The sequence below is a fragment of the Pontibacter amylolyticus genome (assembly GCF_014638845.1).
Classification (GTDB): domain Bacteria; phylum Bacteroidota; class Bacteroidia; order Cytophagales; family Hymenobacteraceae; genus Pontibacter; species Pontibacter amylolyticus.
The window spans coordinates 115,184-139,708 of record NZ_BMFP01000006.1; the positions used below are offsets into that span (position 1 = coordinate 115,184).

Sequence of the window (24,525 nt, forward strand, 5' to 3'; positions counted from 1 at the left end):
TAATAATTTAATTATTTTTTTGAAAAATTTACTTTATACGATAACGCTCTTTGATAAGTCCTGGCTAGTCATATTACTATTCTATACCATCTGTCTTCGAATCATAGGCTAATATGCTGTTTTAAATGCAAAACTTTTATCCTTATTGTTATATGTCGGGTTTGCTTGACTTTCTGTCCTATAAAACCTTAAAAGCTGGGTAGGCTGACACAAATTTTTTAGATTTACGGCATGGTGAAAATGGCTCGCTTTCACTGCTCCTTTTAACTAAAACCATGAAAAAAAGTTTTTCGCTCCTGTTTGCCCTATTCGTTCTGCTAACCAGCGGCCTGCTGCACGCACAGGCTCCCGCCAAACCCAATGCCGCTGAGCTACTGCAGGATATTAAAAAGCTGAACGTGCTAGGCACGGCGCTGTATGTGGCGGCGCACCCCGACGACGAGAATACCCGCTTTATCGCCTACCTGTCGAACGAGAAGCTATACAACACCGGCTACTTGTCCGTAACCCGAGGCGACGGAGGGCAGAACCTGATCGGACCGGAGATTCGGGAAGGACTGGGCATCATCCGCACGCAGGAGTTGCTGCAGGCCCGCCGCCTCGACGGGGGGCAGCAGTTCTTTACCCGCGCCAACGACTTTGGCTTTTCTAAAAACCCGGAGGAGACCTTTGCCATCTGGGACAAGGAGAAGGTGCTGCATGATGTGGTGTGGGCCATCCGCAAGTTCAAGCCGGACGTGATCGTTACGCGCTTCTCTCCAAAACCCTCCGAAACACATGGCCACCACACAGCCTCCGCCATGCTGGCCAGCGAGGCTTTTGAAGCCGCCGCCGACCCAAAGCGTTTCCCGGAGCAACTCAAGCACGTGCAGGTGTGGCAGGCCAAACGCGTGCTTTGGAACACAGGCGTGTGGTCCTTCCGCAGCCAGAAAGAGTTTGAGGACTATGGTTCACAACTCTTGAAGGTGGATGTGGGCGGCTACAATCCGCTGCTGGGCAAATCCTACCCGGAGATCGCCGCCCTGAGCCGCAGCATGCACAAGAGTCAGGGCTTTGGCGCTACCGGCACGCGCGGTGTTACACTCGAGTATCTGGAGCATACCAAAGGAGAGCGGGCAAAAGAAGAGCTGTTTGAAGGCATCAACACGACCTGGAGCCGCGTGAAAGGAAGTGAAAAAGTGGCGGCCCTGTTGCAGCAAGCCGTAGCGGAATTTAAGCCCGAGCAGCCAGCTGCCGTGGTGCCCACCCTTCTGGCCGCCCGTAAGGAACTGGCCAAACTACCCGACAGCTACTGGAAGCGCCTTAAGACAGAGGAGTTGGAAGAGGTGGTGAAGCACAGCCTGGGCCTATACCTGGAAGCGGTGGCTACCGACTATGCCGTAACGCCGGGCGAACGCCTGCACGTGCAGCTGGAAGCCATTAACCGTTCCGCTATACCTGTGCAGCTGGTAAGCATGCGCCCCGCCTTTACTTCTAAGGACAGCCTGCTCAACAAAACGCTTTCACCAAACGAAGCGCGCCTGATTCCCTTCAAACTTGAAGTACCGGCTTCCGCACCACTCTCGCAACCTTATTGGTTACGGCAGGAGGGAACGCTGGGACTGTTCCGGGTGGATGAGCTGCAGGAAATCGGAGCGCCCGAGAACCAGCCGGCCGCCGTGGTGCGCTTCGACTTGAAAATCAACGGGGAGCCGTTCAGCTATACCGTGCCGGTCGTGTTTAAGCGCAACGATCCGGTAGACGGGGAGCAGTACAGACCTTTGGCCATCACGCCGCCCGTGTTTGTGAACATCTCCGAGAAAGTGCTGATGTTTGCCTCGCAGGAGCCCAAGCCGGTGCATGTGCTGGTGAAATCGGGCAAGGCAGGTATAAAAGGCAATGTGGCGCTGCAATTGCCGAAAGGCTGGCGGGCAGAACCTGCACAAATGGCATTTGACCTGGAGCAGCATGGGGCCGAGCAACTGGTGCGCTTTATGGTGCATCCGCCCAAGGGGCAGCAAGAAGTAGAGCTGAAAGCGGTGGCTACAGTAGCAGGCAAACCCTATACTCGCGGTCTCAACGTAATCCAGTACAGTCACATCCCGACCCAGACCACTTTCCCAGAGGCCGTGACCAAAGCCGTGCGCCTCGACCTGAAACGCAATGGGGAGCAGATCGCTTACCTGATGGGTGCCGGCGACGACATACCTGCCAGTCTGCAGCAGATCGGGTACAATGTAACATTGCTGAAAGACGAGGATATCACCGACCAGCACCTGAAGCGTTTTGATGCGGTGATCCTGGGCGTGCGGGCCTACAATACAGTAGAACGCATGAGCTTTTACCAGCCGCGTTTGCTCAATTACGTGCAGCAGGGCGGCACCGTGATCGTGCAGTATAACACGGGGCATAGCCTCAAGACCAACAACATTGCCCCTTATCCTTTGAAGATCTCAAGCCAGCGGGTAACAGTGGAGGATGCCGACGTGCGTTTCCTGAAGCCAGGCCACCAGGCGCTGAACTCGCCAAACAAGATCACCAAAAAGGATTTTGAAGGCTGGGTGCAGGAGCGGGGGCTATACTTCCCGAGTGAGTGGAGCAGCGAGTTCGAAGCCATCCTCTCGAGCAACGACCCCGGCGAACCGGCCCGTAACGGCGGCCTGCTGATTGCCAGGTATGGCAAAGGGCACTTTGTGTATACCGGTTACTCCTGGTTCAGACAGCTGCCCGCCGGGGTGCCGGGCGCCTATCGCATCTTCACCAACCTGATCTCGCTCGGAAACGGGCATGGTGCCCAAGGCAGCAGCGCAGAGAGTACAGCGAAATAGGCTATTAGCCTGGAACGGCATCAGTGACTAGTGCATTGTCACCAAGATCTTTGTTAAGAAAACCATGAAAGAAACCGATAGCAAGCCTGCAGAAGAGCTTGAAAAACCGCCCTTTTTCAAGAACTGGAAAAGCATGTACTGGCTGGTGCTGGGCAACCTCGCTTTTCTGATCACCCTGTTTTACATCATCACCCGCATCTATTCATGAGGTTACTTGACTGGATTGTACTGCTCGGCACGCTGGGCTTTATTGTGATTTACGGCGTCTGGAAAACCCGGGGTAGCAAAGACATTGAAGGCTACCTGAAAGGCGACAACAGCATGAAGTGGTGGACCATCGGGCTTTCCATCATGGCCACGCAGGCCAGCGCCATCACCTTTCTCTCTACACCAGGGCAGGCCTACGAAGACGGGATGCGCTTCGTGCAGTTCTACTTCGGACTGCCCATCGCCATGGTCATCATCTCGATCACGGTTATCCCTATTTTTTACCGCCTCAAGGTATACACGGCCTACGAATACCTTGAGAGCCGCTTCGACCTGAAGACCCGTTCGCTGGCGGCCCTGCTCTTTCTGGTGCAGCGCGGACTGGCGGCTGGCATCACCATTTATGCGCCGGCTATTATCCTGTCTACCATTCTAGGCTGGAACCTGACCCTCACCAACCTGTTCATCGGTGTTTTGGTGATCGTCTATACCGTGTCGGGGGGCACAAAGGCGGTAAGCGTGACCCAGAAGCAGCAAATGGCCGTGATGATGGGCGGTATGCTCGTGGCCGGTTTTATGGTGGTGCGTTACCTTCCTGAAAGCGTATCCTTTGGCGATGCCGTGGCCGTGGCTGGCAAAATGGGCAAGATGAACGTGGTGGATTTTTCTTTCGACTGGAACGATCGGTATAACTTCTGGTCAGGTATGACAGGCGGTCTGTTTCTGGCACTTTCCTACTTCGGCACCGACCAAAGCCAGGTGGCCCGCTACCTGGGCGGAAAATCAGTAGGGGAAAGCCGACTGGGTTTGCTTTTCAACGGTTTGCTCAAGATACCGATGCAGTTCATTATTCTGTTTATCGGGGTGATGGTGTTTGTGTTCTACCAGTTCAATCAGCCGCCCCTCTTCTTCAACGAGTCCGCCAAAGACAAGGTATACGCTACTGAATTCGCTCCGGAAATGGAGGCGCTCGAAGAGCAGCACACCGCATTGTTCAACCAGAAGCAGGAGGCCGTGCACGGCTTGGTGGCGGCCCTGCGAACCGACGATGAAACGGCTATTGCCGCTGCCCAGGCCGAGGTGCAAGGTATAACCGACGCCTCCAAAGTGGTGCGCAACGATGTGAAGGCACTCATCGCCAAGGCCACACCCGATGCCGAGACCAAAGATACCGACTACGTGTTCATTTCTTTTGTCATGAAGTACCTGCCGGCCGGACTGGTGGGTTTGCTGCTGGCGGTGATTTTCTCAGCGGCCATGTCGTCCACGGCTTCCGAGCTCAATGCGCTGGCATCCACCACGGTCGTGGACATCTACAAGCGCTCTGTTAAGAAAGAGAAGGACAACTTCCACTACCTGCGGGCATCCCGTGTTTTCACGGCAGCCTGGGGCGCACTGGCCATCATCTTCGCCACCTACGCCTCCCTGCTCGACAACCTGATTCAGGCTGTCAACATCATCGGGTCCATTTTCTACGGCACCATCCTGGGCATTTTTCTGGTAGCCTTCTATGTGAGGTACATCAAAGGGCACGCAGTATTCATTGCCGCGCTGATGGCCGAAGCCGTGGTACTGTATTGCCACTTCTATACCGATATCGCCTTCCTGTGGTTCAACGTGATCGGTTGTGTGGCGGTGGTCGTGTTCGGGGTGATCATCCAGTTCTTTATCGGGCAGAAGGATGACAGAACCTATGCATAATGATGTTCTATAGCACGAGCGAGGACGCCCCGAATCCAGTACGGGATCTTTGCTCGCGCTCTATGCCTTAGCCCCTGGGCTTCTGCCCCGCCACAATGTAAACCAGACTGCCGCCCGCCGAGACATACTCTTCGTTCAGGAGCCTCTGCTTGAGGGCGATCTTGTTGTAGAGCAGCTTCTGCCAATAGGCGTCGAACTTGTCTTTATCGCCGCCGCCGGCCATGAAGTAGTTCAGGTTATCCTGGTAGTCGTAACCCATCGAGTCGGAGTCGATCCACTGCAGCATCTGCTCCACGCGCAGCATTTTCTCCTGCGTGTCGTAGGGCGGGATGATCGAGAGGGCCTTGTCTGAGATCCACACCTTGATGTTCTCCAGGCCGGCCTTCAGGTATAGGTCAGGTATCACGTCGCCCAGGGAGTTGAAGCCTTCGCCCAGTCTTTTTTTGCCTTTTTCGATGCGCAGCTTTATTTCCAGTACCTCGAGGGTGCTTTCCACGTCAAAATCAGTTTCGCCGTAGCGGTCGAACATCAGGTTGGGCACGAGGTTGTTGGGTTCCAGCGCCACAACCCAGCCGCCGGGCTTGGTGATGCGGATCATCTCGCTGATCACCTGTTTGGGATCTTTCACATGGATCAGCAAAGTCTGACAGAGCGTAATGTCCGCCAGGTCATCAGGCAGGGGAATGCTGGAAGCGTTGCCCACCCGGAAGTCGTACCTGATGTCGTTGTGCCCGTAAATGCTCTGTGCTTTTTGCCTGGCTTCTTCTATGTACTGTGGCTCAAAATCAACACCGTATACCCTGGCACCGGAAGGGAGGTGCTTCGAGAACATGAAGCCCATCATACCCTTGCCGCAACCGATATCCACGAGCGTGCCGGTATATTCCAGGTGCAGACGGTGGGCCAGCAGCTCCAGGTAGTCGTCGTTCCACCAGTATTCCCGGGCGGGCCCAAGGTGGTCTTCTGAATGTTTTTTAGGTTCTTCCAACAGGTATAGTGTATTAGGTTCAAAATGGTATTAACCCACCCCTGCCCGTCCGGGGATGGTACTTCTCGTGCATAAATGTCCCCCTTGGAAGGCAGAACTTAACGGAACTGCCCCTTTGAAGGGGGCAGGGGGATGACAATTGTTCCCCAATTCCCCTTCTGGTGCTAGGGCCCTCTAAAAAGGGCCAGGTTTATACCATCAGTTAACGTATCTCAAAAAAGAAAGCCCCTGCCAGAGCAGAGGCTTTCGGTAAAAAGCGGGCAGGTATAGCCTACTTCATTTTCTTCCACTCGGCAATGGCCTTCTCATTCATACGCACGTAGTCGGCATTGTTTGCCTTTTTCGCCAGCTCGATTGATTGCTCAGCAGTTTTCACGGCGCCTTTGTAGTCTTTCATTTTCGCCTGGATTTTGGCCTGTGCGTGCAGGTTCCAGAATTTCGGGTCGTTGGCGTTGGCTTTCTTCATCCACTCCAGCGCCTGCTTCATGTCTTTGTTGTTGTCGGCGTAGTAGTTGGCAGCTGCAGCGTACAGCGCAGGAGACACCTCTTTGCCATTTACCACACGCTCCTGTATCTGTGCCATCACCTTGCTGTCTACTTCCGTCTCGATGGTGAAGCTGGCGATCGTCTTGTCCCACATAATCTCCAGATCGGCGGCGTTTGCCTTCAGGTTGGCAAAATTGATGGTGAATGTTTCCACCGTTCTTGGGTTGGTCTGCGGCTTCACGGTGAAGCGGAGCTGGTCGTCTTCCTGCTTGTAGGCAGCCACGTTTCCACCGATTTTAGTGTCTTTGTAGAGGATGATGGTCCACTCATTCTGGTTCGGAATGGTCAGCAGCGCGTACTCACCGGCAGGCACTTTTTTGCCCTGGATGGTCACCTCGTCGCTGAACTTAAGGGTAGTGGAGTTGTTGGCACCCGTGCGCCATACCTTGCCGAAAGGCACTACGTCACCACCGAAAACCGAGCGTCCTTTCATGGATGGGCGGGAGTAGCTCAAACTTGCGTTCGTCAGGCCAATTTCCTGGGTTACGGTGGACAGTGGGCTGGCGGCTGGCATGGCTATACCTTGCTGCTGGGCCTGAGCTGTCAGGGTAGTGCCGCCCAGCATCGCTGCGGAAAGAAGCACACTGAATAAAATCTTTTTCATTGTTCTATTTTTTAAGATTGCTGATGTTTTGCGATACGAAAATACTCAAAAATGATGATAATACCCCTTAAACGTTCCTTTCAGTGTAAGTTTTAAGGAGAACCCTAAAAGCTTCGCCCCACACTGAATCCGAAACGCGGTATAAAGGCCGGCCCCGGCGATTTGGTGTTGCTTTCTGTCGACAGAAAAGGCGTAAAGCCGACGCGCACCACCAGCCCGCCTGTCGGGTTCTGATAGCGGAACCCGATGCGGCTGAAGTACATGTTTCGCAAGAGGTCAGGTTCGTTGGTGAAGCGGCGGGTATAGCCCAGCCCGAACTCAAAGTGCTTCTGAAAGCGCCCGATCATACCCAGCGCCTCGACCGGCACCACCGGATAAAAGCCCGGCTCCTCAGCGGAAAAGAACTGGTTGCTCGCTATACCTATCCTGAAAGCCGCCTTCAGCATGGACTTCTGGTACACGATGCGGTCGTAGTTTGCGGACAGCAGATCACCATTCCCGCCCAATTCGGCATACACCGCATTACGTGCCCTAAACGAGTCGCGGTAATTCTGAGCCGAAGCCGATAAGCTGAATACAAGCAGCAGGCAAAAAAGGAGAGCTCGGGTGAAAGCGCTGGAAATATGCATAAAGTGATTCAGGAGCGAAGGTGCAGGTATAATGTAATGCTTCGCAAATTAGTGATTTATTGGGATATATTGATGTAGAAGTATGTGTGCTTGGCGGGAATGGTAACTGCCTGCATCAGGATTTGCAGGATTCCTGTGCATGATTGACATCCCCCTGCCCCCTTCGACGGGGGACTCTATTTTCTCTATCTGTCATCCTAAAAGGATCTTGGTTGAAGCGGGGACAGGCAGTTGCTATAACACACCCCTGCCCCTCTCGTAAGAGGAATTCCTGCCATTGCCATGCTACAGGTGTAAGCTATTTGTTTGAAGCAGTATCTTTGCAGTACCGGGTCGAACCACCCCTGCCCCTCCTTGTCCTTAAAGAGGACCCCTACCCCCAGGCGGGGAGCCTGATACTGCCACTTCAAAGTATAAGTTCGGTAGCCTCTGTTACATTCCAATGGCACGCATCGAAAAACTAACTTGCCCCGGAAGCAATGAAACAGATAGCATCAGCCAGGTGCACTTTACGGCGCTCCACTGTTCGAGCGTTCAGCGAGTGGGGGTAGGGGCCCTCGATTTGGAGCGTCTTGATTTTTTTGCTTACTGGGGGTAGGGGCCCTCTTTCTTTTCATCAAGGAAAAAATTGAGGCCCGCCCGGCCAGGGCAAGCTATAAAACAGTACAGGTTGCTATACCTGCAACTGCCACTAATGCTATACCTGCAACCCCGCCACTACTATACCTATAACAAAAAAGCCCCGTCGGCAAAACACCAACAGGGCTCCTATACCTTATAAAGTCAAGTTTAACTCATCTCAAACTGCAGCCTGAGCAGGTTGGCATAAATACCGTTATCGTTTAGCGACAGCACTTCATGTGAGCCTTCCTCTACGATCTCACCGCCATCAATCACCAGGATCTTATCCACTTTGCGAATGGTAGCCAGGCGGTGCGCGATCACGATGGTCGTTCTGTTCTTCATCAGTTCATCCATCGCCTGCTGCACCAGGTGCTCTGACTCAGAGTCTAGGGAACTGGTGGCTTCGTCGAGTACGAGGATAGCCGGGTTTTTCAGGATGGCGCGGGCAATGGCGACGCGCTGGCGCTGGCCGCCGGAGAGTTTGATGCCCCGCTCGCCTACCAGGGTGTCTAACCCCTCGGGGAAAGACGAGATGAAGTCGTAGGCATTGGCTTTGCGGGCCGCTGCTATAATTTCTTCTTCGGATGCTTCCGGGCGACCGTAGGCAATGTTTTCGCGGATGGAGCCTCCAAACAGCAGTACCTCCTGCGGTACGATGCCCACATTGGCGCGTAGTTCCGTCAGGCTCATCTGGCGGATGTCCTGCCCGTCGACAGTAATGCTGCCGTGGCTCACGTCATACAAGCGAAGCAAAAGCTGCACAATGGTAGACTTGCCGGCGCCGCTTGGGCCTACCAGCGCAATCTTCTCACCGTAGTTGATGCTGAAGTTGATGTCGCGGAGCACCTGGATGTCCGGACGGGTAGGGTAGGAGAAGGCTACCTGGCTGTAGCTGATATCGCCGCGAACCCGTCTGATCTCGCTCAGTGGGCGCTGTGCCTTATCAGTGGCTTCTTCCGGTTCAGCCAGTATTTCCTGTATGCGCTCAGTTGCACCCAGTGCCGACTGTATCTTGCCATAAAGCTCGCCCAGACCACCCACGGAGGCGCCGATAAACACGGTATAAATGATAAAGGAAATCAGCTCACCTATGGTCAGGTCGCCGTTCTGCACCAGTGTAGCGCCATACCAGATCACGAGGATGATGCCGCCAAACAGGCCTACAATCACAAAGGAGATGAAAGCACCACGGTAGTTAGCCGCAGAGAGGGCAGCTTTTACGGCTTTGCTCAGGGAGTGGCGATAACGACCGATTTCGAAGTTTTCATTGGTATAAGCCTTCACGGTATTGATCGCTTGCAAGGTCTCCTCCACAATCACGTTGGTGTTGGCCAGTTCGTCCTGTGTTTTCTTGGAGAGGCTCTTGATCTTGCGACCAAATACCAGCGTGAGCGCCACCAGCACCGGGAAAGTCGCCAGCATGAACATGGACAGCTTGATGGAGGTCCAGAGAATGATGATGATGCCCACCAAAAGCGTAGTGATCTGGCGGAAAAGCTCGGCCAGGGTGATCGACATGGCATCCTGTACCTGGGCCACATCGGTGGTGATGCGGCTGGTGATCTCGCCTACGCGCCTCTTTTCATAGAAAGGGATCGGCAGCATCATGAACTTGCTGTAGAGGTCGCGGCGGATGTCGGCTACGGCGTTTTCGCTTACCTGCGCAAAGAAGTATACCCTGAAAAAAGAGAAGATACCCTGCGCTAGGATCACGGCAAACAGGCCAAGGGCGATCATGTCGATGTCTTCGAGGAACCAGTCGGCGTTGCCAGTGGAGGAGTCGACCAGCTTGCCGGTGAGCAGCGGGAAGATCATGAAAGTCAGGCTGGAAAGTACCAGAAAGCCCAGACCGACCATGAACTTGAACTTGTAGGGTAGTACGTAGCTAAAGATCCTGATGCCGCGACGAAAGCTGTCTTTACTGATTTTCTTTCTGCCTTCTTTCTCCTGTGTGCTGTCGTTTAGCCCGATTCCGCGTTTTGCCATTAATGAAATCTATACTGAATAATAGGGGGTGCTGGCTTATAACAGCCAGACAGCACTAAAAATGCCACGTACCCGAAAAATCTTCCAAAGGTAAGCAAAGTATAGGATATAAATGCCAGAATCGGGATTTACAGGATTTAAGAGGGGCCTTGCCCACAGATTCGGAGGATTCTATTTCGCCTGTATCGGGATGTTGTAGGGACAGGTCGCGACCCAATGCCGTCAACTTAAGCAATGATCAATTCAAGCTGTCATCTCGACGATAGGAGAGATCTGGATACTTTCAAAATTTTCGCACTAATTCAGATTTCTCCCAAAGGTCGAAATGACAAAAAGGTCCTTAAGTTGACGGCATTGGGTCGCAACCTGCCCCTACGCGTGAACTACTCTTTTATACGATACCGCCCACAGCCCCACAAACGTCAACAACCCATTAAGGATCAGCACTTCAAAACCAAACTGGTAGCCGTTGAACCACGCGGCGGAGTTGGCACTGATGATGTAGGTAAGCACAGGTGCTGCGAGGCAGATCGCGGGCACATAACGGTCGCGCACCTGGAGGCGGGTAAATAGACCGAAGCTGTAGAGTCCCAGCAGCGGCCCGTAGGTATAGCCAGTCACTTGAAGCACCGTTGTGATCAGGCTTTGGCTGTTGATGGCGTTGACGGCAAAGATGACTAGGCCAAGCAGTAAAGAGAACCCGATATGCACAAAGTAACGCAGCCGTACCCGCTCGTGCTCGCTTTTATCTTTGAAGTTAAGGAAGTCCACACAGAAGGAGGTGGTGAGCGAGGTCAGCGCGGAGTCGGCAGAGGCATAGGCGATGGCGATGATGCCGAGGATGAAGGCTATACCTACCACAGGTGGGAAGTGGTTGAGCGCCAGATAGGGGAACACGTCGTCGCCACGTTCCGGCAGTGCTATACCTTTCGCGCCGGCGTACAGGTATAGCAGGGCGCCCAGCGCAAGGAACATCACGATGACCACCGTTAAAATGGCGGTGAACCAGAACATGTTCTTCTGCGCCTCGCCGATGTTCTTGCAGCTCAGGTTTTTCTGCATCATGTCCTGGTCAAGGCCCGTCATGGCAATGGTAATAAAAGCGCCTGCGAAAAACTGTTTCAGAAAATACTTGTCATCCTTGAAGTCCCAGGTGAACACATTCGAATAGTCACTGGCCGCTATCGTGTCGACCATTCCTTGGAACCCCAGGTTGAGTTCATCGGACACGACCCAGATACTGACTCCAACGGCCGTCAGCATGGCGGCGGACTGGAAAGTATCAGTCCAGATGATGGTCTTCATGCCGCTCCGGAAGGTATAGACCCAGATCAGCAGGATGGTGACGGCCACTGTGACAGCGAAGGGGATGCCTATTTCGTCGAAAGCAGCCAGTTGCAGCACACTGGCCACCAAAAATAGGCGTATGGCTGTGCTCAGTGTGCGTGATAGCAGGAAGTAAGCCGCCCCGGTTTTATAGGACCAGAAGCCGAAGCGCTGCTCCAGGTAGGTATAGATGGAAACCAGATTGAGACGGTAATACAGCGGGAGCAGTACCGTAGCAATCACCACATAGCCGGCTATATAGCCCAGCAGCAGCTGCAGGTACGAAAACTGCGCATCGCGCACCATACCCGGCACCGACACAAACGTAACGCCCGACAAAGTAGCGCCAATCATGCCAAAGGCCACCACATACCAGGGCGACTTCCGGTTAGCCAGGAAAAAGGTATAGGAGTCTGTCTTCTTACCTGTGAGGTAGGAAATCAGAACCAGGATGCCGAAATAGCCGATAAGGAGACTGATGATGAGCGTTGCAGACATGTGTAATGCGGAAAACGCTGCAAATATAACACTGCCTGCCGGTTTTTGGGCTATACCAGCTCCCGGAGCAAAACAGGCTCCCCGATAGCAGGTATACGCAGACCCTGCATCATGCCCGAGGCCGCTATCTGCTCGAGCAGGCGTACCGGCTCACCCGCCGGCTCATCTGACAGGTCAAATGTACCATAGTGCATCGGTATAAAAGTGCCGCCCCGCAGCACATTGTAGGCCCGTACCGCCTCGTGCGGGTTCAGGTGACTCTTCTGCATCAGAAAGCTCGGCCGGTAGGCACCCACTGGCATCAGGCAGACATCCATCGGGCCAAAAAGTTCCTCTATCTCCTCAAAGTGTCCGTTATAGCCTGTGTCGCCGGCAAAATAGAGCTGCATGGTGGGGGTTTTGATCAGGAAGCTTCCCCAGAGCACCTTGTTCATGTCGAACATCCCGCGACGGTGCCAGTGCGAAGCCGGAAGGAAGTAAATCTCGATGCCTTCCGGCGTGAGATCGAATTTCTGGTACCAGCCCGCCTCCTGGTAAGGCAGATGCGGCTCGGCGCTACGCAGCAGATCGCCGGCATGCAAAGGGGCAAGGGCTTTCATGTCCGGATTTTGGCGGTAGAGCGTTTTGATGGAGCGTTCGTCGAGGTGATCGCGGTGGCCGTGCGAGAGCAGCACCAGGTCTATACCTGCGAGCTGCTCCGGCGCGCAGGGCAGCCCGATGCGGCGCTTGATCATGGGCAGGTCGTAGAACACGGGATCGGTGATCATGGTCAGGCCATTCACCCGGATCAGAAACGTAGCGTGACCGAGCCAGACCACCATGTCCTCATTCGATGTGATGAAGTCAGTGCCGTAGACGACGGGTGGCACAAAGGTGTCGGCTTTCTTTTCTTCGCGCTGCGGATTGCGGGTTGTTTTCCATCGCAGCACCTTGCTCATTTTAGGAGTAAAGAGCTCGTCGCCATTCAAAAACTGTCCGTTAATGGTCTTGTTGCCGCGGAAATCTGGTTTTACCACGGGCAATTTGTCGTTTTTCAGATGTCTCACTGTTTCGTTCTTCTGCCTCAAAATCTGAATAAGCTTGTTTCAGGGATTATTAACACGATAACGCGCACGAAAGTTGAAACGTGTGCCGGTAATTAATTAAAATACGCCAACAGGCATTAAAAAAACGCCTTCTCCTTTCAGAAAAGACGCTTTGTTGTTTTTTTATCCTACACCGGTAGGCTAATACCAGAAACCTCCGCTTCGGCCCACAGACACCGGGTGGTGAAAAGGACTGTAGAACGGGGAGGCACCTTTGGAGTAGCGCATAGCACCGGTCACCGAAAAGTGCTCCGTTATTTTATAAGTCGCCCGCATGTCCATGCCCTGGCGGCCCGGGTTCATGAAGTTCATGTAAGCTGGGTTCTGAGCTGGTATGTTCGAGAAATCCTTCCACACGCTGCCGCTCAGGATCAGGCGGTCGTTTACCAGGTAGTCGGCCCCCACATGCGCAATGTAATGATCGCTTGGGCTGGTTCGCATCAGCGTCGTTCCGCCATCGGAAGTAGGTACGGTAAACTGGCCCGGCATCACTGACATGTAGGTCAGGCTGCTGAACACACGTAGGCGCGGATTGAGCTGGTAACGCACGGTAGGTTCCAGGTAGGTGGCGCCAAAACCGCTGCCAAAGCTGGCTCCGGCCGAAAGGCTGTAGCTGAGGCGCTTGGCCGGCATCTCAAATTTCGTCGGCCTTTCTGCTTCAGCAACTGGTGCCGGTCGCTCCTGCAGGGCTGTGGCCGGCGCTGTCTCCAGACTGGCTTTCTGGCCGGTCTGAGCCATCGCGCTACCCACAAAAAGCAGGCTGCAGGTCAGAATGGTGCTTAAAAATATTTTCACGTGAAAAAGTCTCTGTTGAATGTGGTACTAAGTTACAGCGCAATCGCTTCAGAAACAAGCGCGTGTACTCTTCAAAACGGGTATGCACCTCATTTGTTGTCTACGGCTATACCTTGCTTTTGCTGGTTGGTTTGGGAGTACGTTTACTTAAAAAAGCCAGCCAGAAGCTAAGGCCCAGCAAAAGCAGGTAGTTTAAGGTATAGACGGTCATCACCGAGGATGAAACAAGTCTGCCGGGAGCAAAAAGGATGTTCTGAAGAGAGGGCATCTCTAAAACGCCTCCAAAAGCCAGCAAGACCGCGATCACCAGTACGATCAGGGTATGCTGCAGCCTGAGGCTCTTCCTGCGCAGCGCGATGAACGAAAGTGCCACACCAAAGAGCGCTCCGGCAAAAGGGGCATACCGGTGTACCAGCCTAAATTTGCTGATCCGGTCGGAGTTGATCTGGTACATGTTGGCGCTTTGCTCAAACTGGCCCAGGTCGCCTGTTTCCAGGTATAGCTCTGTCAGCGGCATGTCATAAATATAGCCGAGCGCGACAAAAGCATAGGAAGCCAACAGGACAGCCAGACTGTGCAGCAGGATGATCTTCAGGTTTATACCTTGCATGCCTACTTGATCTTGGTTCCCAACCAGGCCTGTCTGAACTGTTGCATGGCGGGAGTCAGCTCCTTGCCTGCGCTCTCATAGCGCTCGATCATCAGCTCCGGCATCTCCTCCAGCACGATCTGGGTGCTCACGACCGGAGCCATTTCGCTGCTTCGGTAGGTGATTGGCACACTGTGCGTCGGCTTTAGTTTGCTCAGGATCTTCTCCAGTTCCTTCTCGCTGGTCACTTTTTTGCCATTGAGAGTCAGCAGGATGTCGCCCCGGTTCAGGCCGGCTTTATAGAGCGGTGAAGTCACATAGGTGCCGCTCAGGAGCTTCGCGCCGTTTTTGCTGAACTCGAATTGGGCAGGCCCTAAACTGGCTTTGCCGGGTTCGGCTTTGCGCAGCTGCAGACCGGCTTCGGCCAACAGGGCGGCGTAGTCTGGCAGTTCGCTGCCGTATACCTGTCGCCTGAAAAAATCGGCTGCCCAGGCGGTGTCTTTGGTCACTTCAGCCAGCGTGCGCTCCAAGTCAGCCATGGTATAGGGTTTCTCGGTTTTGCCATACGTCTGCCAGAGCGCCTGCATGTAGGCGTCGAGGGTGGTGTTGAAGTCGCGGCGCAGGGTCAGGTCCAGCCCCATGCCCAGCATGCTGCCGTAGGTATAGTAGGAGATAAAGGTGTTGCCGCGGTTGTTTGGGTCCACGGAGCGGGCTGCATCCACAAAGGGTGCCTGCAGGCTCATCTCCAGCAGACTATGGTAGTGCCTGCCTGGTGAGAGCAGCACATAGTTCAGGTCGCGGGCAACGTTCGTGACATCGTTGATGCCAAGGCGGTACATGGTCAGGGCTCCGTAGTAAGAGGTAAAACCCTCGGCCAGCCATAGGGCCTCCGTCATGTTGGCCCGCTGAAAATCGAAAGGCTCGAGGCTCTTCGGGCGCAGGCGCTCCACGTTCCAGGCATGGAAAAACTCATGCGACACCGTGCCGAGCAAGGCCGGGGTGGAGGTGCCCAGCGGACGGGAGCTCGACACAATGGTGGAGTTGCGGTGCTCCATGCCGTCGCCGATGGCCTGCGGTCCGTAGCAGGCAATAAAGGTATAGCGGCCGAAATCGAAGTCGGGCAGCTCTCCGAAAACCGCCTGCTGCTCGGCCACGATCTGTTTGGTTTTGGCCACGTAGTCATCAAACTGTGCTTTGGTACCGTGGTGGTGCATGGCTACCTGTATGGTTTTGGGTTTGCCGCGGTCCTGCACGGTCCACTCCGCAAACTCAAAACTGCTCAGTTCGGTGGGGCTGTCCATCAGGTACTGAAAGTGAGGCGCGGTGAAGGTGGAGTCGTTTACAGGTTGCAACTGCGTAGCCACTTTCCAGTTGCTACCCTGCGGGATTCGGAACGTCACACGGGCAGGGGCTTGCTCAAAGCCTCGGGCATACATGAGGGTGGCCGGCATGTTCAGGTGCGCGTGCGTCTCGTCGATGCCGGTATAGGTGCCATCGGCGTGGGCGCCGAACAAGGTATAGCTTAGCGTGATTTCTCCCCCATGTCCGCTCACATCCCACTGGTGCGGGTTGGGGCGGCTGATCTGGAGCTGTTTTCCTTTGCTGTCGGTGGCTTTTACGCTGTACACGTTTTTGGCAAACTCGTGCAGCGCATAGCGTCCCGGCGAGCTCCGGGGCATGAGCACCTGCAGCGTGTCGCTCTTTATACCTGTAAACGTGACGCTGATCTGTGCCTCGTGGTGCACGGCGTTCGGGAAGGAGAGGTGGTAGCTGACCTGCTGTTCCTGCGCCAGCAGTGGGGTAAAAGACAGCGACAGGGCGGCGCACAGGGCACCGAAAAGTCTCATGGACATAAGGGCGTGTTTGGTTCGAAACTAAAAGTAGGAATTTTAATGCTATCGCGCAAAGTGGCTATACCTTTCGGTAGGCCCTGGCCTGCACCAGACCACCGTAAAATGTGGCGGAAGTTTCCAGAAGCAGCGGTTGTCTGGCGAAGTGGGCACCAAAGTCAGGTAGTCTGGAGGCCTTCACATCGCTCACCAAACCAAAAAAGGTATACATGCTTTTGAGTAGCAATTGGTGCCAAGTGGGTGCTGGCGCTTGTGCTGGCCAGAAATCGCTGAAAAGCCAGAGTCCTTGTGGGCGTAGTGCGATGCACAAGCGGTTCATCAGGTATAGCAGCCGTTCTTCGGGGAACAAGTCGAGCAAAAAAGGAGTGAGGATCACATCAAACATTTCGCTGGGCGACAGGCTGTTTTCATCTCCTAAGCGGAAGTCTATACCTGTAAGCGCGTCTGGCGCCCGTTGTGCAATACGCTGCCTGGTCAGTTGCAGCATTTTAGGCGAGACCTCCAGGTAAGTGACTTCCAATTTTGGCCGGGACTTCAGCAACTGCTCCAGCAGCCAGCCGGAGCCACCCCCGATCAATAGTACCTTCGCCTCCTCAGGTATAAGTGACAGATGTTGGGTTTGTGCCCGCCGCAAGGCATTGCCGAAGACCAGCCGCGAAAGCGCGTCGTATACAGGGGCAATGCTATCGAAGTTGGTGTTACTCACTAATTTTGTCATTTTGACCCGGGGCGAGGGTCAATGCAGTCAATTTAAGAAAAGATGAAACTAAAAAGCAAAGCTGATTTGGACATCTTTGTCCGAATCTTAAGCTGCTGCGGACTTCCAAATCCGCGTTTACCAGCATACGGGGATGTGGGCATCCCCAACAGTTAGCTTCGGGACATGGATGTCCCGAAGAGCAATTGCATAAATTGACGGTATTGGGGGTAGGGACTCTCGTTACGGGAGAAATCTGAAGATAAAATGGATATGCCAATTAGTAACTTCAATCCTAAATGGATTCCATTGAACGACAGAGTTAAAGATTGGGGGATTAACATACTATTTCGCTCCAGATTTCTCACTAGCGTTCGAAATGACAAAAGTAGCAATCCTCATCACCCATCATAAAGATTACCGAGAATAGTGATCTTCTACAATCCCTTTGAGCTTCTCCAGTACATATTCTGTGAATTGCTTGAGCAGGCTCAGGCTGTTTCCTTTGAACACTTCCCTGAACTCCTCCGCTTTGCCGTCATACAGAAAGGAAACGAAGATCGTGCCCACCGGTTTTTCGGATGTTTCGGAGCCTCCGGCGCCCGCAAGGCCGGTAGTGGCGACGCTGATGTCGGCGTTCAGGGCTTTTTTCAGGCCCATCACCATCTCGTTGGTTACCTGCTGCGACTCGGCGGTGTAGAGGTCCAGCGTGTCCTGTTTCACACCCAGCAGTTTTTTCTTGGCTTCCACATTGTACACCACCAGGCTGCCGATCAGCACATCGCTGCTGCCTTTGGCTTTTACCAGTTCAGAGGACAGCATGCCAGCCGTGCAACTCTCAGCAAAGGCAACGGTCAGACCATTGTCTTTCAGCATCATGGTCAGTTCGGTAAGCTCCGTTTGATTCATAGAGTTATATTTACTTCAGATAAGGGGTGATTCTCATACTGTTTTGCCGTCCGGGGGGTTGCCTGTCAGCGGGTAGCGCTGCAGGATGCTGTAGCGGGGGTGGGGCGATCCTAACTCCGAGTGCCAAACTGCTATCTTATTCACCTGCAGTGTAATAGGGTCATCAGGGTAAAACGATTCAAGATCGTGGGGCGCAGGGCGGTCCTTGCGAAAGCGGGCCAGCGTGACATGCGGTTTAGGCTCGCGGTTGGGGGGCGGGGCTTCAGAAAGTGCCAGCGTGAGGCTCCGACTCAGCTGGGCGAAGGCATCATGGCTTCTAAATCGGGCCCAGATCAGGCGTGGAGAGCGGGGCTTGGGCCCTGGTTCTATGGCCTCCAGGTACAGATCAAACGGGGCGAACTGCTGTGCCAGGTGGGAGGTGACGTCTTGTATAGCGGCCAACTGAGTGGCAGGTACGTTGCCGATAAAGTAAAGCGTCAGGTGCAGGTTTTCTGTGGGGATTTGCCGGATGGCGTCACCTTTATACCTACTGGCCTGCTCCGTAAAATACTGCTTGAGCGCGTCAGGAAGCGGCGCCGCGATGAAGAGTCTGGTGGTTTGGCCCATGCGTTGTCGTGTCTTTACTCAATGGCTTTGCATACGTAATTAAAGGTCAGGCGTATACTTAGCCTACATTTGAACAGAGACCCCAATATTCATGATACGAAACTTCTATAAAAAGCTGGCAGCGGGCTTTGCGTTGTTCACCCTCGAGCTGATCTTTGTGATGGTGGTTTTCCTGGCCTGTGTGCTGGTCTTTCTCTACGTGAGCGCCCAGGTGGTAGAGGCGTCCGGCCCGATCAAGTTCGACGAAGCAGCCTTTGCCGTGGCGGCCGACTTGCGAAGCGATGGCTTTACCCGTTTCATTGAGTTCATCACTTTTTTCGCCTCCCGCCACTTCATGACGGCGGCGGGTCTGTTGCTGATCGCCTATTTTCTGTTCGTGCGGCGGCACAAGTGGTATTCGCTCAAAGTGCCGGTGGTAGCGCTGGGGAGCATTTCGCTCAACCTGGTGCTCAAGTTCTTTTTTGACAGGGAGCGGCCCGCCATGCCCCTGGTCGACGCCTCCGGCCTGAGTTTCCCGAGCGGACATTCCATGATCGCCGCTTCTTTTTACAGTCTGATCATCTACCTCACCTGGAAGCACGTAGATTCAAAGCCGCTACGAAATTTTTTAGTCGCCCTGCTCGTTATTTTTATTTTACTCATCGGCTTCAGTAGAATCTACCTGCGCGTGCACTATGCAACGGATGTGGTGGCAGGTTTTGCAGCTGGTATTCTGTGGGTTATCTTCGGCATCGGGCTGCTGCGCCGTATCGAGAAGTATACCCGAAAAGAGATTGCTCCGGTGGTTGAGGAGGAGTGATTCTTTGTAAGAGGAATTTTTTTTCGGGTGAACTATTGCAGATAATAATTTCTGTTATACCTTTGCAATCCCAATCAACAAGGGTTAAAGGGTTTTGGGAAACACATTTTGATTACTACCAGCGCACGTGGCGAAATTGGTAGACGTGCAGGTCTCAGAAGCCTGTGCCTTCGGGTGTGGGAGTTCGAGTCTCCCCGTGCGCACTAATTCAAAATGTAAAAGAGCCGACTGCAAAGCCGGCTCTTTTGTTTTTATACCTTTCTGGAGTGGTTATCAATTAATTATTTTTAAGTGTGTGAAGGGTATGATGGCGCGAGCGTCCACGCTCGTGTCCGCTATGGTGGGGCCTCTGGCCCAGGTATAGCATACCTAGCTTCGTAGCTACTTCTTGTTGCAGGTATAGCTACGTATGTTGTTTCATTGCTTCGCCTGTGCGGCGGGCACTCACTTTTTGTCTTGACACAAAAAGTAAGCAAAAAAGTCAAGACGATTTTAAACTCGCTGACCGCTCAAACACAAAATCGTCATCGGTGCACCTGGCCAGTGCACTTCGTTTCATAGCCAGCGGGGCAAATAAGTCTTCCTATACCTGCCAGTGGACTGTGTGGTGTGTAGCAGAGGAAAATACAGCGCTTAAACCTGTCAATGGCAGCTTCAGATTCCCCGCCTTAGACAAGGAGGGGCAGGGGTGGTTGGACCCGGTATAGCAAAAGAACTACTGTAACTACGCAGCTATACCTGAGGGGCGGCAGTAGCAGAAGTCCCCCTTCGAAGGGGGCAGGGGGATGACAATCGTTCCAAATTCCAGGGACTCTATACAAAGATTCTAACACGCTATACCTGCAGACATCACAGTGTGCGCAGCTCCTGCGAATGTCCTAACCGACTGCCATCCATAGCCATACCTTTGCCTGTTCAGCCACCGCCGATCTGTTAGACACTCGAAGGTCTGGAAGACACTGCGAGGTCTTTTCAAAAAACTATACCTCACCTAACCACTCCTTCCTTCGTAAAGTGGGCAAAATGCATGCGACATGAAAAGCCTTACCAAGCGATTTCTGAAACTACTCGCGTTGCTATCGGCTGAGGCGGTGCTGGTGGCTTTGGCTTTTTTTGCCTGTCTGCTGGTGTTCGGCTACATGACCCGCGAAGTATTCATTCTGCACGACACCGGCCTGGACAGTGCCCTGTTTCAATTTGCGGCCTCGCACCGTTCTGAAAGCATGACCCGCCTGATGCGTTTTTTCTCTTTTTTCGCCTCTGCCGACTACCTGCTGGTTGCGCCCGCCCTCATCGTGCTGGTCATGGCCTGGTTTCATCACCTGCGCTGGTACGCCCTGAAGGTATTGGTGATCGCCTTTACCAGTACCATGCTCAATCAGTTACTTAAGCGTCTTTTTGAACGGCCCCGGCCCGTCACGGCCATGCTGGAGCAGTCGGGGTTAAGTTTTCCCAGCGGTCACGCCATGATTGGCAGCTCCTTTTATGGATTACTCATTTACATCGTGTGGCGGGAGGTAAAAGACCCTTTCTGGCGCTGGTTGTGGGTAAGTCTGCTTTCTGTGTTGCTACTCCTCATCGGCTACAGCCGCATTTACCTCAATGTGCATTACGCCACCGATGTGCTGGCAGGCTACGCGATGGGTATTATCTGGCTACTAGTTGCTGTCTGGCTGATGAAGAAACTCGAGCGATGGTATTTTGGGAGGTTAGAAAGGTTGGAAGGGAGAAAGTTAAAAAGTTAAAGCTCTTTGTGGGGACAGGTCGCGACTTCATGTAGTCGATTTTAGAGATTAAAAGATGCTGATTCGGATATACTTGTCTGAACCCTAATGAAGGCCTCAACCCTCAAATTTGCTAGCCTCAAGATCCGCTTATTCCGGTATACGGGGATGTGGACATCCCCAGCAGAAAACTTCCGGACATGGATGTCCCGAAGAGCGATTAGACATGGATATCCGGAAGAGCAGGCAGAGAAATTTGATACATGACCAATGGGGGAGAATAATCCAGATCTCTCATTGTATTTGAAATGACAGTTCAGCCCCTTATCTCTTAAATTGCAGGCGTCGGGTTACAACCTGTCCGAATCATGTACTGGCAACAATTAACAATCAGCAATCAACAATTTAACCATTCAACAATTCAACCATCCAACCATCCAACCATCCAACAATTAACAATTCAACAATTCCCTTTGTCTTCAGCATCAGGCAGCTTAATTTAGGGTGATCAACCGCCTCTCTAAAACGGAAACTATGTCTCGCCCCTTGATTGCCAGTCTTTGCTATACCTTCTTATACCTTACTATACCTGCCTTTGCTCAGCAGCCCGACCAGATCACCGAGGTGAATGCCAGGCTGGAGAAAGAACGACGCGCCTTGCGGGAGACAGGTTTAAGACCGTTGCCTGAGAGAGCAGAACGCATGATGGACTTAGGGATGTGGCAGGAGGCTGAGGCACTGCTTAAATCAACTGCGGGTTCTCCAGCGGTAAATTTAGCTAAAGCGCGGCTTGCTATGCTGCGGCACGAATACCAGGCAGCGGAAGCGTTGGCAGGAGGGGTGCTGAAGCAGGAACCTGCCAACAGAGCCGCTTTGCTGTTGCAGGGTAAGCTGCAGATCCAGGCCTGGGAGTTGAAGGAGGCGCTGGCCACCGCCCAAAAACTGCTGCGTGTCAATCCCAAAGATGAAGCGGCTACCCTGCTGGCGGGACGTATCCTGATGCTGCAGAAGAAGTACAACGAGGCCCTGGCACAGGCGCTGAAAGTGCAACGCTGGAATCCGGACAATGCCGCCGCTTACCTGCTGGAGTCGGATGTGCTTTTCTGGGACCAGAAGCCGGAGGAGGCCGAGAAACCCCTTGTCAAAAGCCTCACCCTCGACCCATTCGATGCGGATGCCCGCTTCAATTACGGCTATGCCATCTGGCGCAGGGTGGATGCCACGCAACTCAATGCCATGGCCGCGCAGTGGGAGTTGGCGCTGGCGCTCAACCCGCTGCACTATGTCACGCACTGGCACTGGGGCAACGGCCATACCAACCTCACCTATGCCGATTATGCCCAGCCGGAAGACGAAGCCGTGCGCAAAGCCCTGCAACCCGCTGATCAGCTGATCTCACAAAACAAACTGCAGGAGGCATTGGCTGAGATCCGCAAAGTCCAGCAGGCGTACCCGGCTTCGGTACTGCCCGACATGCTGCGTGGTTCGGCCTATTACATGGCCTTCGACCTGCCGCGCCAGCCGCGCCTCGACTCTGCTGAAGTGATCTTTCAGCGTGTCCTCCATAAGAAACAGCACTACGGTCCGGCGCACAACGCCCTGGCCGCTGTCATCAAGCAAAAACAACTCGTATACCTGGCAGCTTATGATTCACTCACGCAAGTGATCCGGCAGACGGAGGTCAAGGACCCGGTTAATTTCGCCCGGGTGTTTCCGGATGTAACCTACTATCCGGGTGAGACGGTGAAGAAAATGGTCTGGTCGCAGCTGTACGCCAGCACGGTGTATTTCCCTTTCCTGTCGCGGCAGGGCGAAAAGTTTGTGATCCCGCCCCTGCACATCGACCTGGCTATTGCCATGAATTCGCCTTATTTCCGGCAGGCTACCACTTTTGACAATCGTCAGTGGATGGACATCCGGGGGGTGGGCAGCGGGGCAGCCGCCATTGAGTACGTTATCCGGGGCGCTTACCTGGAGCGGAACGTGGTGCTGCATGAGTATGTGCACCTGTTTCATGGACGGGTATTTACGGACGCTGAAAACAGGGCTGTGCGCCAGCTTTACCACAATGCCATGAAAGAAGGGCGCACACTCGACTATTATTCAGCCAACAACGAGCACGAATACCTGGCCCAGACCTACCCGGCCTACTTCGAGCCCGTGAAAGTGCATCCGCTCAACCACAAGTCCGTCAACACCACCGCCGACCTGAAAGCAAAGGATCCGGCGCTCTATACCTTCTTGGACGAACTTGTGAAAAGGCAGCAAGCCTACCTGGCCGGCAACAAACAGGCCATGGCCAGCAACTGGGCACAGGTATATTTGAACCTGGCCGACCGTGAAACAAGAGCACAGAACTACCCCAAAGCGGCCGCGCTCCTCGACTCAGCCCTGACTTGGGACGCCAACTACCAACCTGCCTTGCTTGCCTATGCCGGACTGAAGCAAAGACAGCTGGCCTTTGACGATGCGCAGCAGTGGTTGCAGCGCGCTCAAAAAGTGAACAAGGACTATGCACCGATCTATGCCGCTGAGGCGGATTTGTTTGAAGCTCGCCGCAGAGCCGGACAGTTGTCGGTACGCCGGGCAGTGCAGGAGCAGCAGTCGCGTTATGACCAGGCCCTTTTGCTGGAAGATGACCTGCTGACCCGCGCCCGCATCAACCAGGCTTTCCGGGAGATGTATGCTGCCTACGGACGTCTTTCTGAGGCCATTGCAGTAGGGGAGCGCTACGTGCAAGAAGCACCGACTATCTCCACCTACCTGCGCGACCGTCGCGACGAGGCCCAGGCTTATACCAGTTGGCTGCGCGGTACAGCCGCGCCATCGCAGGAGGCGGAGCGCACCCTGGCGGCACTGGTCGCCCGCAAGCCGCAGCACTATGAACTGCGTCAGCAGTATGCCGAAGTACTGGCCACACAGGGCAAGTATACCGAAGCCATCGCTACCCTTGCTGAAGCGCAGCGCATCCTCACAGCGGCAGGTACGCCCCGCCCGGGCTACATGGTCCGCATGGCGGCCTGGCAGTTGCTGTTGGGAGACAAAGCCGCCGCACAGCAATTGCTGGAGCCCATTAGCAACGGTAAAATGCGTGCCCGCAGCGAAGCTACACTATTGGCCAGGGTATACGCCGGACTTGGTGATACGAACAAGGCACAGGAGGAGCTCAAGAAGCAACCCGTACAAAACACGCCCGCCGAATTAGCTGATTTTCTGTTCGCCTCCGGCAAGGTATGGGATGCGGAAAAGGATCACAAACGTGCCCAAAAAGCCTACGAAGCCGCCCTTCGCGAAAACCCATACCTGTACGAAGCCCGCCAAAGCCTGGTCCGGCTGCTGCACGAGGAGGGTAGAAGCAGCCAGGCCGAACGCCTGCTTACAGAAGGTATAGAGTTGGGGTATAAGTTGTAGGTGGTGTTGTCTGAATCAGGATTTACAGGATTTAAGGATTGACAGGATTCTTGAATTGAATTTAAAAATTTAATAAGATTCTGAATGGATTAAAGGTAGAATCGTAGACTTGCTTTATGGGAAATGAAGAGCTTACTTTCAGAA

18 protein-coding genes and 1 tRNA gene are annotated in these 24,525 nt (G+C 53.8%); 7 read left to right on the forward strand and 12 right to left on the reverse strand.

Going from position 1 to position 24,525, the window contains the following annotated elements:
* Positions 1 to 275 precede the first annotated feature (275 nt).
* From IEV97_RS15640 to IEV97_RS15650, 3 genes are all read left to right on the forward strand, one after another.
* Positions 276 to 2,807, forward strand: coding sequence for a PIG-L family deacetylase (locus tag IEV97_RS15640; RefSeq protein WP_188502437.1), 2,532 nt, complete (start codon positions 276 to 278; stop codon positions 2,805 to 2,807).
* 64 nt (positions 2,808 to 2,871) lie between these two features.
* Positions 2,872 to 3,015, forward strand: a complete 144-nt coding sequence (locus tag IEV97_RS15645) for a hypothetical protein (protein ID WP_188502438.1) — start codon at positions 2,872 to 2,874, stop codon at positions 3,013 to 3,015.
* Positions 3,012 to 4,715 (forward strand): sodium:solute symporter family protein, encoded by a 1,704-nt coding sequence (locus IEV97_RS15650; protein WP_188502439.1) that lies wholly within the window; start codon positions 3,012 to 3,014, stop codon positions 4,713 to 4,715. The genes IEV97_RS15645 and IEV97_RS15650 overlap by 4 nt, the downstream gene beginning before the upstream one ends.
* 67 nt (positions 4,716 to 4,782) lie before the next feature.
* On the opposite strand, the gene IEV97_RS15655 is transcribed toward IEV97_RS15650, so the two are convergent.
* From IEV97_RS15655 to thpR, 12 genes are all read right to left on the reverse strand, one after another.
* Complete coding sequence (locus IEV97_RS15655; RefSeq protein WP_188502440.1) at positions 4,783 to 5,703, reverse strand: class I SAM-dependent methyltransferase; 921 nt, start codon at positions 5,701 to 5,703, stop codon at positions 4,783 to 4,785.
* A 271-nt stretch (positions 5,704 to 5,974) separates the two neighbouring features.
* Positions 5,975 to 6,853 (reverse strand): DUF2911 domain-containing protein, encoded by an 879-nt coding sequence (locus IEV97_RS15660; RefSeq protein ID WP_188502441.1) that lies wholly within the window; start codon positions 6,851 to 6,853, stop codon positions 5,975 to 5,977.
* A 104-nt stretch (positions 6,854 to 6,957) separates the two neighbouring features.
* Positions 6,958 to 7,482 carry a hypothetical protein gene (locus tag IEV97_RS15665; protein ID WP_188502442.1) on the reverse strand — a complete coding sequence of 175 codons (525 nt, stop codon included), beginning with the start codon at positions 7,480 to 7,482 and terminating at the stop codon, positions 6,958 to 6,960.
* 789 nt (positions 7,483 to 8,271) lie between these two features.
* On the reverse strand, positions 8,272 to 10,092 hold the full coding sequence (locus IEV97_RS15670; protein WP_188502443.1) for an ABC transporter ATP-binding protein: 1,821 nt from the start codon (positions 10,090 to 10,092) through the stop codon (positions 8,272 to 8,274).
* Positions 10,093 to 10,464: 372 nt separating this feature from the next.
* Positions 10,465 to 11,916 (reverse strand): sodium:solute symporter, encoded by a 1,452-nt coding sequence (locus IEV97_RS15675; RefSeq protein WP_188502444.1) that lies wholly within the window; start codon positions 11,914 to 11,916, stop codon positions 10,465 to 10,467.
* A 50-nt stretch (positions 11,917 to 11,966) separates the two neighbouring features.
* Positions 11,967 to 12,962 carry an MBL fold metallo-hydrolase gene (locus IEV97_RS15680; protein ID WP_229733980.1) on the reverse strand — a complete coding sequence of 332 codons (996 nt, stop codon included), beginning with the start codon at positions 12,960 to 12,962 and terminating at the stop codon, positions 11,967 to 11,969.
* A 180-nt stretch (positions 12,963 to 13,142) separates the two neighbouring features.
* The gene (locus IEV97_RS15685; protein WP_229733981.1) at positions 13,143 to 13,796 is read right to left on the reverse strand and encodes a porin family protein; all 654 of its coding nucleotides are present in this window, start codon (positions 13,794 to 13,796) and stop codon (positions 13,143 to 13,145) included.
* Between the two features lie 106 nt (positions 13,797 to 13,902).
* Positions 13,903 to 14,406: a hypothetical protein gene (locus IEV97_RS15690; protein ID WP_188502446.1), complete on the reverse strand. Its 504-nt coding sequence runs from the start codon at positions 14,404 to 14,406 to the stop codon at positions 13,903 to 13,905.
* A gap of 2 nt (positions 14,407 to 14,408) precedes the next feature.
* Positions 14,409 to 16,238 (reverse strand): M61 family metallopeptidase, encoded by a 1,830-nt coding sequence (locus IEV97_RS15695; protein ID WP_188502447.1) that lies wholly within the window; start codon positions 16,236 to 16,238, stop codon positions 14,409 to 14,411.
* Between the two features lie 58 nt (positions 16,239 to 16,296).
* The gene (locus IEV97_RS15700) at positions 16,297 to 16,953 is read right to left on the reverse strand and encodes a class I SAM-dependent methyltransferase (protein WP_188502448.1); all 657 of its coding nucleotides are present in this window, start codon (positions 16,951 to 16,953) and stop codon (positions 16,297 to 16,299) included.
* Between the two features lie 396 nt (positions 16,954 to 17,349).
* Positions 17,350 to 17,841 (reverse strand): CinA family protein, encoded by a 492-nt coding sequence (locus tag IEV97_RS15705; protein WP_188502449.1) that lies wholly within the window; start codon positions 17,839 to 17,841, stop codon positions 17,350 to 17,352.
* A gap of 33 nt (positions 17,842 to 17,874) precedes the next feature.
* Complete coding sequence (gene thpR / locus IEV97_RS15710; protein WP_188502450.1) at positions 17,875 to 18,447, reverse strand: RNA 2',3'-cyclic phosphodiesterase; 573 nt, start codon at positions 18,445 to 18,447, stop codon at positions 17,875 to 17,877.
* 91 nt (positions 18,448 to 18,538) lie between these two features.
* Here thpR and IEV97_RS15715 point away from each other — a divergent pair, with 91 nt between their 5' ends.
* The 4 genes from IEV97_RS15715 to IEV97_RS15730 all read left to right on the forward strand — a co-directional run bounded on the left by IEV97_RS15715 (position 18,539) and on the right by IEV97_RS15730 (position 24,381).
* Positions 18,539 to 19,246 (forward strand): phosphatase PAP2 family protein, encoded by a 708-nt coding sequence (locus IEV97_RS15715; RefSeq protein ID WP_188502451.1) that lies wholly within the window; start codon positions 18,539 to 18,541, stop codon positions 19,244 to 19,246.
* 121 nt (positions 19,247 to 19,367) lie between these two features.
* A tRNA-Leu gene (locus IEV97_RS15720) sits at positions 19,368 to 19,449 on the forward strand.
* An 831-nt stretch (positions 19,450 to 20,280) separates the two neighbouring features.
* Positions 20,281 to 20,991, forward strand: coding sequence for a phosphatase PAP2 family protein (locus IEV97_RS15725; RefSeq protein ID WP_188502452.1), 711 nt, complete (start codon positions 20,281 to 20,283; stop codon positions 20,989 to 20,991).
* A 513-nt stretch (positions 20,992 to 21,504) separates the two neighbouring features.
* Positions 21,505 to 24,381, forward strand: a complete 2,877-nt coding sequence (locus IEV97_RS15730; RefSeq protein ID WP_188502453.1) for a tetratricopeptide repeat protein — start codon at positions 21,505 to 21,507, stop codon at positions 24,379 to 24,381.
* Positions 24,382 to 24,525: the final 144 nt, after the last annotated feature.